Genomic DNA, 15,020 nt, shown 5'->3' with positions numbered 1-15,020 from the left:
CCGGTCACGATCAGATCGGAACGGGTGTATGCAGCAGGCGTGGCAACGTCGTTTATCAGACCGGCTACCCTCGCGCGCTTTGCGCGGAGACCGAGGATGCCGGCGGAGCGGATTGCCATGCACAAGATCAGGGAGCTGTTACGGCTCAAGTACGACTGCGCGCTCTCGCATGAGCGCATCGCCCGCGCGCTATCGATTTCGAAGGGGGTGGTCGCCAAGTATGTGAAGGCGGCCGAGGCGAGCGGACGGGCGTGGGCCGAGTTGTCGGCGGCCGACGAGGCGCAGCTGCGCGGGTGGCTCGGCGGGACGATGCGCCCACGCGGGGCGACGGCGGGCTATGTGCCGCCGGACCTGGCGGCGGTGCATCAGGGACTGAAGAAGAAGAGCGTCACGCTCGCGCTGCTGTGGGAGGAGTACGTGCAGGCGGCCGCCGGGCCGGCCTACCAGTACTCGCGCTTTTGCGACCTGTACCGCGAGTTCGCCCGGCACCTGAAGCGCTCGATGCGCCAGGTTCACCGCGCCGGCGAGAAGCTCTTCATCGACTACGCCGGCGACACGGTGCCGATTGTTGACGCCGACACGGGCGAGATTTCCCGCGCGCAGATCTTCGTCGCGGTCCTCGGGGCCTCGAGCTACACCTTCGCCTGTGCCACGGCGACGCAGTCGCAGGCGGATTGGCTGGGCTCGCTCGCCCGGGCGCTGGCCTTCATCGGTGGCGTGCCCGAGCTCGTCGTGCCCGACAATACGCGCTCGCTCGTTGGCCAAGCCGACCGCTACGAGCCGCAACTGCAGCGCACCACCGCCGAGTTCGCCGCGCACTACGGCGTGGCGATCCTGCCCGCGCGCCCCTACAAGCCGCAGGACAAGTCCAAGGTCGAAGTCGGCGTACAGATCGTGCAGCGCTGGATTCTGGCGCGGTTGCGGCATCAGCGTTTCTTCTCGCTGGGGGAGTTGAACGAGGCGATCGCCGCGTTACTCGAGCCGCTGAACACGCGTGCCTTCCGGCGCCTGCCAGGCTCGCGCCACGAAGCGTTCGAGACGCTCGACCGCCCGGCGCTGCGCGCGTTGCCGGCCACGCCCTTCCAGTTCGCCCAGTGGAAGCGGGCCAAGCCCAACATCGATTACCACGTCGAGTTCGACGGGCATTACTACAGCGTGCCCTATGCGCTCGCCGGCCAGGCGGTGGAGCTGCGCATCACCGCGAGCAGCATCGAATGCCTCGCCGGCGGCAGGCGCGTGGCCGTGCATGCGAGGAGCCACCGGCACGGTGCCTTCACCACGCTCACCGAGCACATGCCCGCATCGCATCAGGCGCATCGCCAGTGGTCCCCGGGCAAACTCATCGCCTGGGGTGCCACGGTCGGACCTCACACCGAGCAGGTGGTCAGCCACCAACTCGAACGCATGCCGCACCCCGAGCAGGGCTACCGGGCATGCCTCGGGCTGATGCGCCTCGGTCGTCAATACGGCAACGAACGCCTCGAAGCCGCGGCGACCCGCGCCGTCACCCTCGGGGCAATGCGTTACCGCAGTGTCGCCTCGATCCTCAAGAGCGGGCTCGACCGCGCACCGCTCCCCACTCCCACTGCCGCTAGCCAAACCGAACTGGCGCTCCCCGCCGTGCACGAGAACCTGCGCGGGGCGCGCTACTACCACTGATTCCACCCACCGGAGAACATCGATGCTGATGCAACACAGCCTGCAACAACTGCGCACCCTGCGCCTGGAAGGCATGGCCCGCGCCTTCGAGGAGCAGCTCACCCAGCCCGCCATCACCGCGCTCAGCTTCGAGGAGCGTTTCGCCCAGCTCATCGATCGCGAGATCCTGCTGCGCGACGGCAAACGCATCGATCGGCTGCTCAAGGCCGCCCGCATCAAAGCCGCTGCCGCCTGCCTGGAGGACGTCGACTACCGCGCCGGCCGGGGCCTCGAGCGCAGTCAGATCGCCGCGCTCGGAACCGGCCAGTGGATTCGCCACCACCAGAACTGCCTCATCACGGGCCCCACCGGCAGCGGCAAGACGTGGCTCGCCTGCGCGCTCGCCAACGCGGCGTGCCGGCAGGGCCTCGCGGCCTACTACGTGCGTCTGCCGCGGCTCTTCGAAGAGCTGCGCATCGCGCATGCCGATGGCAGCTTCAGCCGACGCCTGATGCAGCTCGCGCGCATGGATCTCATCGTCATCGACGATTGGGGCCTGGCCGCGCCGTCGGCGCAGGAGCGAAGCGACCTGCTGGAGCTGCTCGACGACCGCGTCGGCACGCGTTCGACCGTGATCACCAGCCAGCTGCCGATCGAGCACTGGCACACCTACCTGGGCGACCCGACCTTCGCCGATGCGATCCTCGATCGCGTCGTGCACGCCGCGCACAAGCTCGCCCTCAAGGGCGAGTCGATGAGGAGAAAGGAAAAGGCATGAGGCCGTGCGCGCGAGACGCCTTACCCACAGGCGCCCGCCCGCCAGCGTATGAGGCGCGCTGGCGGCCGCCTGTGGATAAGCCTGCGCCGTGCCCCGAATTGACCGTGATCGTGACCGACACGGTTAGAATCTGAACCCCACGCTTGCGCGCGCCCCCACCGGTCACGTTCGTCGGTGCAGGCGGTCACGTTCGTCGGAATGCGCACGGAAAAGTTCTTTACGGCTTCAGGAAGCGTCTTTGCCGGCTCGCCTTTGTAATGTCTGGCAGGTTCGCCCGTTCCGGAGGCGAAGGCGGTCGGAACGAACGCGAGGAGGGCGATGCTCGCTGCGATGACTGCGGATTTCTTCATTCTTTGCTCCCAGGATTTTGCGCGTAATGAAAGTAAGTCGCATTCATGCTAGCACTCATTCCGGACGCGCGAGAGCGGGCTCGGCGGGAGATTCGACCGCGGCGGGAATCCTGCGCCCCTTGTCGCTCCTCGCAGTGGTTGCGCTAGATGAATGTCAATTGGGTTTGGGTTCCCGATTCGCCGGGCAAGCTCGCGAAACAGCGCCACCGAGGCGGTCTCGAAATCAGGCACGAGCATCGCCCGGGGCTTCCGCTTCATGCTTGCTGCGGGACCGCCAATGTCCTGGTGATTTCCTGTTCGAGCATTCGGCAGGAGTCGAGCAAGCTGGGATCGAATGTCGGCTGGTGATCCATCCTGTGGAGTAACAGGCGTGCGCGATGGGCGGAGCGCGGGCAGCCGGTATGCATATAGTTCGACAAGTGGGCCAGCGTGCCGGCAAGGAGGGCCAGCTGATCGGGGAAGGCAGAGTGGGGCAGGCTAATCACGGACATGTTATGGGTATTCACGAATGAGAATTGTTCGCAATTGTAGATACGCATGATGGCTTGTCAAGCGCGGTGACGAATTCGAACAGGCCGGCCCCCACTCATCGTGTCCGCCGGCGAGGCCGACGTCGAAAATTTGCAGTTCGAGCGTTTTACCCGCTTCCAGGCAACGCTCGTCGAACGTCTTGAAGTGGTGCCCCGTACGCACAGATTTCACTCACTGCCGTAACCATAGACGCCCGCATCGATGAAGGACTACGGATTCACGAACTGCACCGTGCCGTCGACGCGCACGAGAGGAGTGGGGTAAGCCGGGCAACGCAATGTCGAGGCGAAGGGCGATTTTTGATACAAATCAAATGAGAATGATTGGCGTTTCTGTAGAGTGGTCGCAACTCTTTGCAACACACGGTCAGCCAGCAGGATGCGAGCCAGCACCGTTTCCAACCGGAATCCTCCATGCCGACTCTCCGTCCGAGCGTAGTGTACGCCGCGCTCGCCTGCGCTTTTTCCTCCCTTTCGCACGCCGATGAAGCGGCGCACCTCTCCGAGGTGACCGTGACGGCCAAGGGCTACGCTTCGGCGAACGTCGAAACTCCGGCGTCGGTGACGGCGGTCGAGCGCGAGGAGTGGCTCGACCGCGGCGCAGACAATGTCGGCGAAGCGTTGCGTGGCCAGCCTGGCCTGGCGGTCGCGAGCGATGGTGCGCAGGGGCAGAATCCCGTGATCCGCGGGCTGAAGAAGGAAAGCGTCGTCCTTCTCGTCGACGGCATGCGGCTCAACTCGGCGCAGCCTGCCGGCGCGATCGCGTCTTTCATGTCGCTCGGACTTGCCGAGCGCATCGAAGTCGTGCGCGGCCCCGCTTCGGTCCTGTACGGGACCGGGGCGCTCGGCGGCGCGATCAACGTCCTTCTCCCGCAGGCGCGCTTCGAAGCCGGGGTGCAGACCCGCGCCGGCGCCGAGTTCGAAACCGCGAACGACGGGGTGCGCGGCACCGCGGTGATGAATGCCTCCGGCGGCGATCACGCATTGATGCTCGGAGCGTCGCTCGCGCGCATCGGCGACTACCGCGCCTCCGACGGCGAAGTCGATCACACCGACTACGATTCGGACAGTTTCATCGCACAGTACCGCTTTCGCCTCGATGATTCGCAGCAATTGCGGCTGTCGCTGCAGCAGCACGAGGACCGTGACGTGTCGTACCCGGGCTCGATCAAGCCGCATCCGCATCCGCAGATCCGCAGCTCGATCATCCACTCGCCGTCTCAAACGCGCGAGCTTGTCGAAGTCGGCTACAGCCGGCGCGGCTCGGGCGACACGCCGGTGAATGTCGACGTTCGCGTATATCGGCAGGAGATGGAGCGCGAGATCGCCGCGCGCGCGAAAGGGCCGTTCGGGCGCGACTTCTCCGATACCGAAGTCACGTTCGCGACCGACGGACTCGATGCCCGCGCCGACTGGCTCGCCCACCCGGACCATCTGCTGTCGTTCGGCGTCAATGCGTGGCAAATGGAAGCGTCGCCCGAGCGTTTCCTCAGCAGCCCGCCGACGTTCGCGAGAGGCCGCAACGATCCTTTCGACGACGGGCGCATCGAGGCGATCGGCGTTTTCATGCAGGACGACATGCGCTTCGGCCGCCTCAACGTGCTCGCCGGGCTGCGCCGCGACTGGGTCGAAGGCGACGCGGATTCGGTGAACAACGGCGCGATCACGCGCGGCCTCGAGCGCAGCGACAGCGCGACTTCGGGCAGTCTCGGCGCGATTTTTGAGGTGTCGAAGCTGCTGCGGCCGTATGCGAACGTTTCGCGCGCGTTTCGCGCCGGCGAGATGCGCGAGCGCTTCGAGTCCTCGCCGCGCAGCGACGGCTACTACTACGTCGGCAATCCGCGCATCGAGCCGGAGATCGCCACCCAGTTCGAAATCGGCCTGAAAGGCGCCGACGACGACCTTAGCTACGCGCTGTCCGCGTATCGCACGCGCATCACCGACTACATCACGGGGCGCAACGTCTCCGGTGCGCCCGGCACGAACCGTTGCCCGGCCGCGAACGCCAGCGCCTGCAAGGAAACGTTCAATCTCGGCCGCGCGACGCTGGTCGGCGTCGAAGCCGAGGCGCGCTGGCAGGCCGTGCGGGGGCAATGGCTGACGGCGGCGTACTCGCGCGTGCGCGGCGAGAACGAGGATCTCGACGAGCCGCTGTTCCAGATGCCGGCCGACGAAATGTCGTTGGGTTGGGAGGGCAGGGTGGCTGCGGCGTGGACCGCGGATGCGACGCTGCGCCTCGTGCGCAAGCAGGACCGCGTCGCGACCGTGTTTGCCGCCGGCACCGAGAACGAGACGTCGGGCTTCGCGACTGCGGACTTCGGCGCGACTTGGCACGGTCAGCGCCAGCGCGTGCGCGTCGCGCTCAAGAACGCGTTCGACAAGCCGTACCACGAGCACCTGACCGAAGGCGTGTCCGGGATGGAGATCGACTCGCCGGGCCGCAGCCTGATGGTGTCGTGGCAGGGGCAGTTCTGATGGGCATCCGGCGCTTCTTCCACATCCTCGGCCTGGTCGCCGCGCTGCTGTCACCGCTTGCCGCGCACGCGGACAAGCTGCCGCGCCTCGTCCTCGGCGGCCCCGGCGCGGTCGTGTCGGCGCCGCTGATCCACATGGTCGAGACCGGCGCGCTCGCCGATCTCGCCGAATCCGTGAGCTTCGTCCAGTGGCGCGACCCGGACCAGTTGCGCGCGATGGCGCTCGATGGCAAGGCCGACGTCCTGGCGATGCCAACCAACGTCGCCGCGAACCTGCACAACCGCGGCGCCCCGGTCACGCTTCTCAACGTGTCGACGTGGGGGGCGCTGTGGATGGTGTCGCGCTCGCCGGACAGGAAGACGCTCGCTGACTTCCGCGGCGAGGAGATCGCGATGCCGTTCCGCGGCGACATGCCGGACATCATGTTCCAGCTCCTCGCCGCGCGTCAGGGCCTCGACGTGCGCAAGGATTTTCGCCTGCGCTACGTCGCGACCCCGGTCGACGCGATGCAGCTGCTCGTGATGCAGCGCGTCGACCACGCGCTGCTGGCCGAGCCGGCAGTGTCGATGGCGTTGCGCAAGACGAAGTCGTTCCCGCTCGGCCTCGTCGCGCCGGAACTGCACCGTAGCGTCGATTTCCAGCAGGAATGGGGACGCCTGTACGCGCGCAGCACCCGCATCCCGCAGGCCGGGATTGCCGCAGTCGGTGCGGTGCGCGAGCAGCCCGAGATCCTCGCGCGCATCGAGGCGGCCTATGCCGCGTCGCTCGCATGGTGCCGGACGCATGCCCTCGAATGCGGCCGCATGGTCGCCAAGCACATCGACATCCTCAGCGCGGAAGCGGTGTCCGACGCGATCGGCGTGAGCCAGCTCGACGCGGTGCCGGCGACGCAGGCGCGCGAGGCGCTCGCGTTCTTCTTCGAACAGCTCAAGGCGCGCAACCCCGCGCTGATCGGCGGCAAGCTGCCGGGCGACGCGTTCTACGGCGGTAAATGCGCGGATTGCAAGCCGTGAGCGTGTGGTCATGATGCTGCTGCGAGCGTGGATCGGCGGCTTGCCGGCCTATCTGTGGAGCGGATGGGGCGCGATCGCGAGCCTGCTGCTGCTGCTCGCGGCATGGGAAGGCGGCAGCGCGATCTACGGTTCGCTGATCCTGCCGGATCCGCTGACGACGTTCGCCACACTCGCCGACCTCGTCACGACCGGAGCCGCGTGGCCGGAGCTTGCCGTGACCGCGCGACGCGCGCTGATCGGGCTCGCGATTGCAGTCGCGATCGGCACTGCGCTGGGGCTCGCCGCCGGCGTGTCGGTGACCGCGTCGATGATGTCGCGGCCGCTCGTCACGGTATTGCTCGGCACGCCGCCGATCGCGTGGCTGGTGCTCGCGATGCTGTGGTTCGGCGCTTCGGACGGTACGCCGGTGTTCACCGTCGTCGTCGCGTGCTTTCCGGTGATCTTCGTCGGCGCGTTGCAGGGCACGCGCACGCTCGACCACCACCTGAAGGACATGGCGCATGCGTTCCGGCTGCCCGCACGGATGAAATTCTTCGATCTCTATCTGCCGCACGTCGTCTCGTATCTTTTCCCGGCGTGGATCACCGCGCTCGGCACCGCGTGGAAAGTCGTCGTCATGGCCGAGCTGCTGTCGTCGAGCGACGGCGTCGGCGCCGCGCTCGCAGTGACCCGCTCGCATCTCGACACGGCCGGCACGCTGGCGTGGATCTGTGCGGTCGTCGGCAGCCTGCTGGCAGTCGAATACCTCATGCTCGAACCGGTCAAGCGGGAAGTCGAGCGCTGGCGGGAGAACGCTGCATGAACCCTCGTCTTGCAGTCACCGAACTCGCTCACGCGTACGCGCTGAAAACGGTGCTCGAAGACATCGACCTCACTCTCGAAGCGGGGCGAGTGATGGCGCTGGTCGGCCCTTCGGGTTGCGGCAAGACGACGCTGCTGCACCTGTGCGCGGGGCTCGTGCCGGTGCAGCGCGGCCAGCTCGAAAACAGCTTCGCGCGTCCGGCCGTGATGTTCCAGCAACCTCGGCTGTTGCCATGGAAGACGGCGCGGGACAACATCGCGCTCGGCCTGAAAGCCGCCGGCGTCCCGGGCGCCGAGCGAATCCGGCGCAGCGCGATGATTGCCGATGCGGTCGGTCTCGACGACCTCGCGCTGGACCAGTTTCCGCACGCGCTCTCGGGCGGCATGCAGAGCCGGGTTGCGCTGGCCCGCGCGCTGGTGCTCGCGCCCGACCTGCTGCTCATGGACGAACCTTTTTCGGCGCTCGACATCGGCCTGAAAGGCCAGTTGCACCGCCTGCTTCTCGACCACCAGCGCGAGCACGGGCTCGCGGTGCTGATGATCACTCACGACCTGATGGAAGCGGTCCGGCTCGCCGACACGATTCTCGTCATGGCGCCCGAGCCCGGCCGCATCGTGTACCGCGTCGATCTGCCGACTCCCGCCTGCGCGCGCGACGAAGCGCACACGTATCACCGGACGGCCGAACTGCTGCGCGTGCCGGCGGTGCGGCAGAGTTTCGGCCTCGGGCCCGTGCCTCCGGCGGACGGCAGGGCGGTTCACATGCCTGCGGCGGAGCCGGCGCTGCATGTCGCCGATCTGCCCCACGGCGGGCGGGTGCCGATGGTAAAGGCAAAGAGGGCAAGCTCATGTTGACGCTGCGGCGCCTGTGGTCCCTCGATCATCCTGTCTGGCTGTGCGGTTTCCGCTCCTTCTTCCTGTTCGCCGTGCTGTCCGCGCCGCTGCTCGTTCTTGCGTGGGGCGCCTTCATCGCCTGGGGCGTGCCGCTGCCCGCCACTCCCGGCGGAGCCTTCGTCTGGCACGCGCACGAACTGCTGTTCGGCTTCGGACTCGCGGCGGTAGCGGGCTTCGCGCTCACCGCGGTGCCCGAGTTCACCCGCAGCCCTGCGGTCGGCCCGCGCGCGGTGCGGCTGCTCGCGCTGTCGTGGCTGACGGGGCGTGTGGCGTTCTGGGCGTCGGGGGCCGTTGGCACGGCCGCGTTGATCGTCTCGGCGCTCGCCCATCTCGCGCTGCTCGCCGGCCTGATTTTTCTGCTCGCCCCGCGACTGTGGCGTCACCCCGAGCGACGCCACCTATCTTTTCTCTGGGCGCTGATCGCGCTGACGCTGCTGGTCGCCGGCTTCTACGCCGACGCGTTGAGCGGCGCGTCGCCCGCGCGCTGGCTCCACGCGACGCTCGGCGTGCTGATGATCCTGATCGTCGTCGCGCTGAGTCGCATCTCGATGCGCATCGTCAATGCGTCGATTGACACGTGGCGCGAAAAAGGCGGCACGTTGCGGGATGAATATCGCGCCCGTCCGCCGCGGCGCAATCTGGCGATTGTCTGCATCGGTCTGTACACCGCCGTCGAGTTCGTCGCGCCCGGCGTGCGGCTCGGCGGCTGGCTGGCCCTCGCGGCGTCGGCGGCGCTCTTCAATCTGCTCAACGACTGGCACGTCGGCCGCCCGCTTTTCCGGCGCTGGCCATTGATGCTGTATCTGGTGTATGTCCTGATGGCGAGCGGCTTCGGCCTGATCGGGTTCGCGCTGATCGGCGGCGACGGCGCCGTCAGCAGCGGGCGTCACCTATTGACCGTGGGGGCGCTCGGCCTGAGCGTATTCGTCGTCGTCTGCATCGCCGGTCGTACGCATGGCGGCTACCCGCTCGACGAACGCCGGTGGATTCCGGCCAGCGCCGCGTTGCTCGTTGCCGCCGCCGTCATGCGCGCTGTCGCCGGGGGAGCGGGCAGCCATGGTGTTGCGTGGATGAGCGCCGCAAGCGTCGCGTGGGTATTGGCGTTTGCGCTGTGCTGCGCTTACCTCGCGCCGCTCTTCGTCCGCGCACGCGCGAACGGCGGGGTCGGCTGCGAAGGGCCGCCGCCGACCCCGGACGGCAGCTGACGCGCTGCAACGCTGCGACTACAGAGCCCTGCCTTGGTTGGCCGCACCCGCAGCGCAACGGGAAAGCCACTCCGGCGCCTCTCCTGACTCGACCGTCCGGTCCGCGTCTCTTCAATTCGGTGGGCCGGAATTGTCGCGTTTTTGAGAATGAGAATTATAATTGATCTCATCTTGTGCAAACCCGTCACTTCGTCCTGTAGGACACATCGGTTCCCATGCCACTCCTGGACCTGAGAAACGTCTCTTGCGCTTACGGCAATCGGCCGGTCGTAAGATCGTTATCGTTCTCGCTCGATCAAGGAAGCATTGCGTGTCTGCTGGGCCCCTCCGGCTGCGGCAAGACCACTGTGCTGCGCTGCATCGCGGGGTTCGAACGGATCGCTGAAGGGGAAATCGCCCTGAGCGGCGTGGTAGTCAGCAGTCCTGGGCGCCACATACCTCCTGAGCTGCGGGGTGTCGGCATGGTGTTCCAGGACTATGCCCTTTTCCCGCATCTCTCGGTCGCCGAGAACGTGGGATTTGGACTGCATCGGCAGTCCGCCCGAGTGCGAGCCGCGCGGGTCTCGGAGGCGCTTGCAATCGTCGGCCTGGGCGCGCTGGGGCGGGCGTTTCCGCACGAGCTTTCGGGCGGCCAGCAGCAGCGCGTGGCGTTGGCGCGGGCACTCGCCGCGAAGCCGCAGATTCTGCTGCTCGATGAACCGTTCTCGAATCTGGACGTGAATTTGCGCGAGAGACTATCGCGCGAGGTGCGCGAAATCCTCAGGGTGACCGGCACCACGGCGATTCTCGTCACGCACGATCAGAACGAGGCCTTTGCCGTCGCAGACGAAATCGGGGTCATGCACGAAGGCCATATTCAGCAATGGGACTCGCCGTACAACCTTTACCATCGCCCGGTGAATCGTTTCGTCGCCGATTTTATCGGTGAAGGCGTGTTCTTGCCGGGCGAGGTGCGCGGCCCACGTCAGGTGAAAATCGAACTCGGCGTCCTCGACGGATGCGTCCCCGAAGAATGCATCGCCGGTTGTCCCTGCGGCTGTCCGGTACACGTCCTGCTACGCCCGGACGACGTCGTGCTCGATGACGTGAGCGACGTCAAAGCGCAGGTGGTGGGCAAGGCTTTCCGTGGTGCAGAATTTCTCTACACCTTGAAACTGAAGAGCGGGGCACGAGTGTTTTCCCTCGTTTCTAGCCACCACGACCACCCCATCGGCGAGAACATCGGAATCCGCCTGGATGCCGACCACGTGATCGCTTTCCATGGCGAAACGGGCGCAATGGCGCAGACGTGCTGAGATTCCGATCCGCGCGGGAGGCGGCCACACGGCAGAGCGGGTCCGGGTGCACGCGCGCCCGGCCGAGCAACGCCCCTCGTCGCAAGACGGGATCACATTTGCGACTGCAGATAATTCTCCAACCCTACCTTGTCGATCAGACCGAGCTGTTTTTCCAGCCAGTAGGTGTGATCCTCTTCAGTGTCAGCCAGCATGCCTTCAAGGATCTCGCGCGTCTGGTAATCCTTGACCGTTTCGCAGTAGGCGATCACGTCCTTCAGGTGGGCGACGACCTTCAATTCCAGAGCGAGGTCGTTCTTCAGCATCTCGGGGACAGTCTGGCCGATCTGCAGAGGGTCGCGCTTGGATAGATCCGGCGTGCCTTCCAGGAAAAGGATGCGCGCGATGAGGCCCGAGGCATGTTCGAGTTCCTCCGACATTTCATGGGCAATCCGTTCGTGCAGCTTGGGCAGCCCCCAGTTGTCGTACATCCTTGAATGGATGAAATACTGATCTACCGACGTCATTTCGCCCGACAGCAACGCGTTCAAATGATCAATTACTTGATTGTCGCCTTTCATTGCGTTCTCCTCGTGGTCCCGGGCAGCAGCACCTTGAAATCGTCCTTCAACATAGCTCAAACCGGGTCTTAAAGGGAATACGCATTGTTGATCAGGGGCCGCTACAGCGTCGGCCGCCCCGCCTGTGAAATCGACGTTCAAGAAAGAACGTGACGGACCGGCATCGGATCGGAAACGCTACATCTCCCGCCGCCGGGCGAGCACCAACAGATTTCGCGGCGTCAGCGCGCGAGCGCAGAAGGTGCCGACTTCGACGTCGAACCCCGCCTCTTCGAATCCCAGCGCGATATCCATGACGAGCCACGTCTCCAGCCCGCGCCGGAACGCGTGACGAACGAGCTCGAAGCGCCGCACTTCGGCGCGGCGGCGCTCGCCGGTTGTGAGCCAGTGCGTCCAGTCGATTGCGGCCGGGAGATGCACGCGCTCGCGCTGCGCGAGGGCTGCGCAGAAGCCGGCGAAGTCGCCCGACAGCCAGGATGACGGCACCGGGCGGAAAAGGCGGGCCGCCTCGCCTTCGAGCGCGTTGCGCAGCGCGATGAAGCCGAGCTTCCACGCCTGGTCGCGGGCGAGGCGTTGGCGCACGTGGCGGGGCGCAGTGACGGTCTCGGTCACCGCGAGGCGCAGCGCGGCGGCGTCGAGCGGCAGCGAAGCTTCTGAACTGAGCGGGCGGTAGCCGCCGTCGGCGCCGAGGTGATAGCAGCAGGGCGCGATGCGGTAGCTGTGCGCGCGGTCGGCGGCGGCGGAGCGCACCAGCGTGCGGTGCAGTTCGCCGCACGCATGCAGCGCGACGACGGTGTGGCCGCGAACGTGTGTTCGCGACCCCGGCGCGAGCGCGTCTGCGCACAGCACGGTCTGCTGGACGCCGGCGCGCTGTGCGAGGCGTTGCGCCGCTTCGCACAGCGTCGGGTCGAGTTCCAGCGAGCGGACCGGCACCCGGTCGGCGAGCGCGAGGCGCCTTCCCAAGTGCCCTTTGCCGGCACACCATTCGAGCAACGGCGCCTGTGCGGCATGCCCGTGCGCGGCGAAAGCTTCGACCTGCTCGCGCTTGCGTCCGGGAATCGACCAGTCGAACCGGGTGTCGACAGGCGGCAGCACGCGCGGGACGAGCGCCGGTATGTCGCACAACAGCTCGAGCGTGGCAGCTGCCGGCAGCCGGAGCGTGAGCCACGCGCGGCACGCGGCGGGATCGGCGGTGAATCGCTCGAGCGCGGGTTCGTCGAACCCGAGCACCGCTTCGGCCAGCATCGGCCACTGATCGCACCATTCAGGGCGCCGGACGTGAAAAGGCTGCGGCCGCCATAGCGACTGGTATTGCAGCAGCACCGACTGCAGTTCGAGAAGGCGTTCGCGGTGGTTCATCGGGCGGGAGCAGCCGGGTTGGAAGGAGTGATTCAGGGAGCGTCAGAAAAGCGGGCGGAAAGGTCCTGGTGCCCGCCTGCATGCTGCCGGCGAGCGAACGGATTGGCAACTGCAGGCAACTGCGGCAGTGGAAGCGCGATCCCGACGCTGCCAGATGCCCAGGCCTGCATTCTTCGCGCCGCGTTCTTCCGGGGTCTTCCGCCCGGCGGCCGACCGGCAGTTCGCGCTGGGCCTGTGTCATGTGCTGGTCAACGAGCTCTACGACGCGGAGTTCCTGGAGAAGGACACGAACGCGCCGCATCTCGTCGGCCCGGACGGCTATTTCGTCCGCAACGCCGACGGCAAGATCTACGTCTGGGATGCCGCCGACAAGTGCGCGAAGCCGTGGGATGACCTGAACGTCAAGGAATTTGCCCTCGAAGGCCGACCGCCGGACGCCGCGAGTTTATGCCGCGGCGCCGCGAGCGGCGGTTCGGGACTCAGCCGAGATCGAGCGCTTTCGCGACGCCCGCGCCATACGCCGGATCGCACCGTGAGCAGTTCTCGACATGGCGCTGCTTGATTTCGAGCGGGGCGTCGCCCATCGCCCGGGCGGTGTTTTCGAACAACGTCTGGCGTTGCTCCGGCGTCATCAGCCGGAACAGCGCGCGCGGCTGCGAATAGTAGTCGTCGTCGTCCTTTCGAAAGTCCCAGTGGTCGGCCGCCCCGCCGAGCGCGAGCGGCGGCTCGCGGAAATCGGGCTGCTCCTGCCACTCGCCGTAGCTGTTGGGCTCGTAGCCGAGAGTCGCGCCGTAATTGGCATCCACGCGCATCGCGCCATCGCGGTGATAGCTGTGCGCCGGGCAACGCGGCGCATTGACCGGGATGTGCACGTGATTGACGCCGAGGCGGTAGCGCTGCGCATCGCCGTACGAAAAAAGCCGGCCCTGCAGCATCTTGTCGGGCGAGAAGCCGATGCCGGGCACGACGTTGGCCGGGTTGAATGCCGCCTGCTCGACTTCCGCGAAGTAGTTGGCCGGGTTGCGATTGAGTTCGAGGATGCCGACCTCGATCAGCGGGTAGTCCTTGTGCGGCCAGACTTTCGTGAGATCGAACGGATGGTACGGAACCTTCGCGGCGTCCGCTTCGGGCATCACCTGCACGCAGAACTTCCACTTCGGGAAGTCGCCCCTTTCGATCGCGTCGAACAGGTCGCGCTGGTGCGTCTCGCGGCATTTGCCGATCGCCGCTTCGGCTTCCGCGTCGGTAAGGTTGCGGATCCCCTGCAGCGACTCCATGTGGAACTTGACCCAGTAGCGCTCGTTGTTCGCATTGATGAGGCTGAAGGTGTGCGAGCCGAATCCGTGCATCTCGCGGTAGGACGCGGGGATGCCGCGGTCGCTCATCACGATGGTGACCTGGTGCAGGGCCTCCGGGAGCGAAGTCCAGAAATCCCAGTTGTTGCGTGCGCTGCGCAGGTTCGTCCGCGGGTCGCGCTTGACCGCGTGATTGAGGTCCGGGAACTTGAGCGGATCGCGCATGAAGAACACCGGCGTGTTGTTGCCCACGAGATCCCAGTTTCCCTCCTCGGTGTAGAACTTCACCGCGAAGCCCCGGATGTCCCGCTCCGCGTCCGCCGCCCCGCGTTCGCCCGCGACGGTGGAAAACCGCACGAACAGATCGGTTTTCTTGCCGAGTTCGGAGAAGAGCTTCGCGCGCGTGTACCGCGTGATGTCGTTGGTGACGGTGAAAGTGCCGTAGGCGCCGGAGCCTTTCGCATGCATGCGGCGCTCGGGAATCACTTCGCGATCGAAGTGGGCGAGCTTTTCGAGAAACCACACGTCCTGCAACAACTGCGGGCCGCGCGGTCCGGCGGTCATGACGTTCTGGTTATCGACGACGGGGCAACCCGCAGCCGTGGTGAGTTTCGAATGTTCCGTCATGATGTCCTCCTGGTCTGTTGCGGGAATGTTCATCCACTGTGTATCGAACTGCATGCTGGCGGAAGCGACAGCCGCTTCCTTGACGTCGATCAATCCCTCTCGAGCGGTGATTGCAGTGCCGCCGGAATGCGGCTATCGGCGACGCAAACCCCTCCCGCATGGGGGGGGTGCCGCAAACAGTGCATGGTTATATTGAATCC

General features: G+C 66.3%; 14 protein-coding genes. 9 read left to right on the top strand and 5 right to left on the bottom strand.

Annotation, left to right across the window (positions count from 1 at the left end; all coding sequences use genetic code 11):
- Positions 1-96 precede the first annotated feature (96 nt).
- Positions 97-1,659 carry an IS21 family transposase gene (gene istA / locus EBN1_RS05955; protein WP_011237019.1) on the top strand — a complete coding sequence of 521 codons (1,563 nt, stop codon included), beginning with the start codon at positions 97-99 and terminating at the stop codon, positions 1,657-1,659.
- A gap of 22 nt (positions 1,660-1,681) precedes the next feature.
- On the top strand, positions 1,682-2,416 hold the full coding sequence (gene istB / locus EBN1_RS05950; protein WP_011236010.1) for an IS21-like element ISAzo4 family helper ATPase IstB: 735 nt from the start codon (positions 1,682-1,684) through the stop codon (positions 2,414-2,416).
- 604 nt (positions 2,417-3,020) lie between these two features.
- Here the strand turns inward: istB and EBN1_RS05945 are convergent.
- Both EBN1_RS05945 and EBN1_RS05940 read right to left on the bottom strand, forming a co-directional pair.
- A complete protein-coding gene (locus tag EBN1_RS05945; protein ID WP_157866585.1) occupies positions 3,021-3,305 on the bottom strand; it encodes a hypothetical protein in 285 nt (94 codons plus the stop codon).
- Positions 3,306-3,506: 201 nt separating this feature from the next.
- Positions 3,507-3,698: a hypothetical protein gene (locus EBN1_RS05940; protein ID WP_157866584.1), complete on the bottom strand. Its 192-nt coding sequence runs from the start codon at positions 3,696-3,698 to the stop codon at positions 3,507-3,509.
- A 12-nt stretch (positions 3,699-3,710) separates the two neighbouring features.
- Here EBN1_RS05940 and EBN1_RS05935 point away from each other — a divergent pair, with 12 nt between their 5' ends.
- From EBN1_RS05935 to EBN1_RS05910, 6 genes are all read left to right on the top strand, one after another.
- The gene (locus EBN1_RS05935) at positions 3,711-5,771 is read left to right on the top strand and encodes a TonB-dependent receptor (protein WP_011237015.1); all 2,061 of its coding nucleotides are present in this window, start codon (positions 3,711-3,713) and stop codon (positions 5,769-5,771) included.
- A complete protein-coding gene (locus EBN1_RS05930) occupies positions 5,771-6,784 on the top strand; it encodes an ABC transporter substrate-binding protein (protein WP_011237014.1) in 1,014 nt (337 codons plus the stop codon). The genes EBN1_RS05935 and EBN1_RS05930 overlap by 1 nt, the downstream gene beginning before the upstream one ends.
- Positions 6,785-6,794: 10 nt before the next feature.
- Positions 6,795-7,586 carry an ABC transporter permease gene (locus EBN1_RS05925; protein ID WP_041645877.1) on the top strand — a complete coding sequence of 264 codons (792 nt, stop codon included), beginning with the start codon at positions 6,795-6,797 and terminating at the stop codon, positions 7,584-7,586.
- Positions 7,583-8,440: an ABC transporter ATP-binding protein gene (locus tag EBN1_RS05920; protein ID WP_011237012.1), complete on the top strand. Its 858-nt coding sequence runs from the start codon at positions 7,583-7,585 to the stop codon at positions 8,438-8,440. Before EBN1_RS05925 ends, EBN1_RS05920 begins: the two co-directional genes overlap by 4 nt.
- Positions 8,434-9,684: an NnrS family protein gene (locus tag EBN1_RS05915; protein WP_011237011.1), complete on the top strand. Its 1,251-nt coding sequence runs from the start codon at positions 8,434-8,436 to the stop codon at positions 9,682-9,684. The genes EBN1_RS05920 and EBN1_RS05915 overlap by 7 nt, the downstream gene beginning before the upstream one ends.
- A 215-nt stretch (positions 9,685-9,899) precedes the next feature.
- On the top strand, positions 9,900-10,979 hold the full coding sequence (locus EBN1_RS05910; RefSeq protein WP_011237010.1) for an ABC transporter ATP-binding protein: 1,080 nt from the start codon (positions 9,900-9,902) through the stop codon (positions 10,977-10,979).
- A 92-nt stretch (positions 10,980-11,071) separates the two neighbouring features.
- Here the strand turns inward: EBN1_RS05910 and bfr are convergent, their stop codons facing one another.
- Together bfr and EBN1_RS05900 are read right to left on the bottom strand one after the other, a co-directional pair.
- The gene (gene bfr / locus EBN1_RS05905; RefSeq protein WP_011237009.1) at positions 11,072-11,539 is read right to left on the bottom strand and encodes a bacterioferritin; all 468 of its coding nucleotides are present in this window, start codon (positions 11,537-11,539) and stop codon (positions 11,072-11,074) included.
- 177 nt (positions 11,540-11,716) lie between these two features.
- Complete coding sequence (locus EBN1_RS05900; RefSeq protein ID WP_011237008.1) at positions 11,717-12,898, bottom strand: methyltransferase; 1,182 nt, start codon at positions 12,896-12,898, stop codon at positions 11,717-11,719.
- A gap of 154 nt (positions 12,899-13,052) precedes the next feature.
- Here EBN1_RS05900 and EBN1_RS05895 point away from each other — a divergent pair, with 154 nt between their 5' ends.
- Positions 13,053-13,460 (top strand): hypothetical protein, encoded by a 408-nt coding sequence (locus EBN1_RS05895; RefSeq protein ID WP_041645875.1) that lies wholly within the window; start codon positions 13,053-13,055, stop codon positions 13,458-13,460.
- Here the strand turns inward: EBN1_RS05895 and EBN1_RS05890 are convergent.
- Entirely contained in the window at positions 13,378-14,820 is a 1,443-nt protein-coding gene (locus EBN1_RS05890) for a catalase (RefSeq protein WP_011237006.1), read from the bottom strand. The genes EBN1_RS05895 and EBN1_RS05890 overlap by 83 nt on opposite strands.
- Between the last annotated feature and the right edge of the window lie 200 nt (positions 14,821-15,020).

The organism is Aromatoleum aromaticum EbN1, from assembly GCF_000025965.1.
GTDB classification, from domain to species: domain Bacteria; phylum Pseudomonadota; class Gammaproteobacteria; order Burkholderiales; family Rhodocyclaceae; genus Aromatoleum; species Aromatoleum aromaticum.
Note: the sequence above shows the minus strand (reverse complement) of the source record. Positions and strands in the feature narration are given on the sequence as shown.

Excerpts from the sequence above, each read along its gene's own strand:
- istA (WP_011237019.1), top strand. The coding sequence starts at position 97 with ATGCCGGCGGAGCGGATTGCCATGCACAAGATCAGGGAGCTGTTACGG.
- istB (WP_011236010.1), top strand. The coding sequence starts at position 1,682 with ATGCTGATGCAACACAGCCTGCAACAACTGCGCACCCTGCGCCTGGAA.
- EBN1_RS05945 (WP_157866585.1), bottom strand. The coding sequence starts at position 3,305 with ATGCGTATCTACAATTGCGAACAATTCTCATTCGTGAATACCCATAAC.
- EBN1_RS05935 (WP_011237015.1), top strand. The coding sequence starts at position 3,711 with ATGCCGACTCTCCGTCCGAGCGTAGTGTACGCCGCGCTCGCCTGCGCT.
- EBN1_RS05930 (WP_011237014.1), top strand. The coding sequence starts at position 5,771 with ATGGGCATCCGGCGCTTCTTCCACATCCTCGGCCTGGTCGCCGCGCTG.
- EBN1_RS05925 (WP_041645877.1), top strand. The coding sequence starts at position 6,795 with ATGATGCTGCTGCGAGCGTGGATCGGCGGCTTGCCGGCCTATCTGTGG.
- EBN1_RS05920 (WP_011237012.1), top strand. The coding sequence starts at position 7,583 with ATGAACCCTCGTCTTGCAGTCACCGAACTCGCTCACGCGTACGCGCTG.
- EBN1_RS05915 (WP_011237011.1), top strand. The coding sequence starts at position 8,434 with ATGTTGACGCTGCGGCGCCTGTGGTCCCTCGATCATCCTGTCTGGCTG.
- EBN1_RS05910 (WP_011237010.1), top strand. The coding sequence starts at position 9,900 with ATGCCACTCCTGGACCTGAGAAACGTCTCTTGCGCTTACGGCAATCGG.
- bfr (WP_011237009.1), bottom strand. The coding sequence starts at position 11,539 with ATGAAAGGCGACAATCAAGTAATTGATCATTTGAACGCGTTGCTGTCG.
- EBN1_RS05900 (WP_011237008.1), bottom strand. The coding sequence starts at position 12,898 with ATGAACCACCGCGAACGCCTTCTCGAACTGCAGTCGGTGCTGCTGCAA.
- EBN1_RS05895 (WP_041645875.1), top strand. The coding sequence starts at position 13,053 with ATGCCCAGGCCTGCATTCTTCGCGCCGCGTTCTTCCGGGGTCTTCCGC.
- EBN1_RS05890 (WP_011237006.1), bottom strand. The coding sequence starts at position 14,820 with ATGACGGAACATTCGAAACTCACCACGGCTGCGGGTTGCCCCGTCGTC.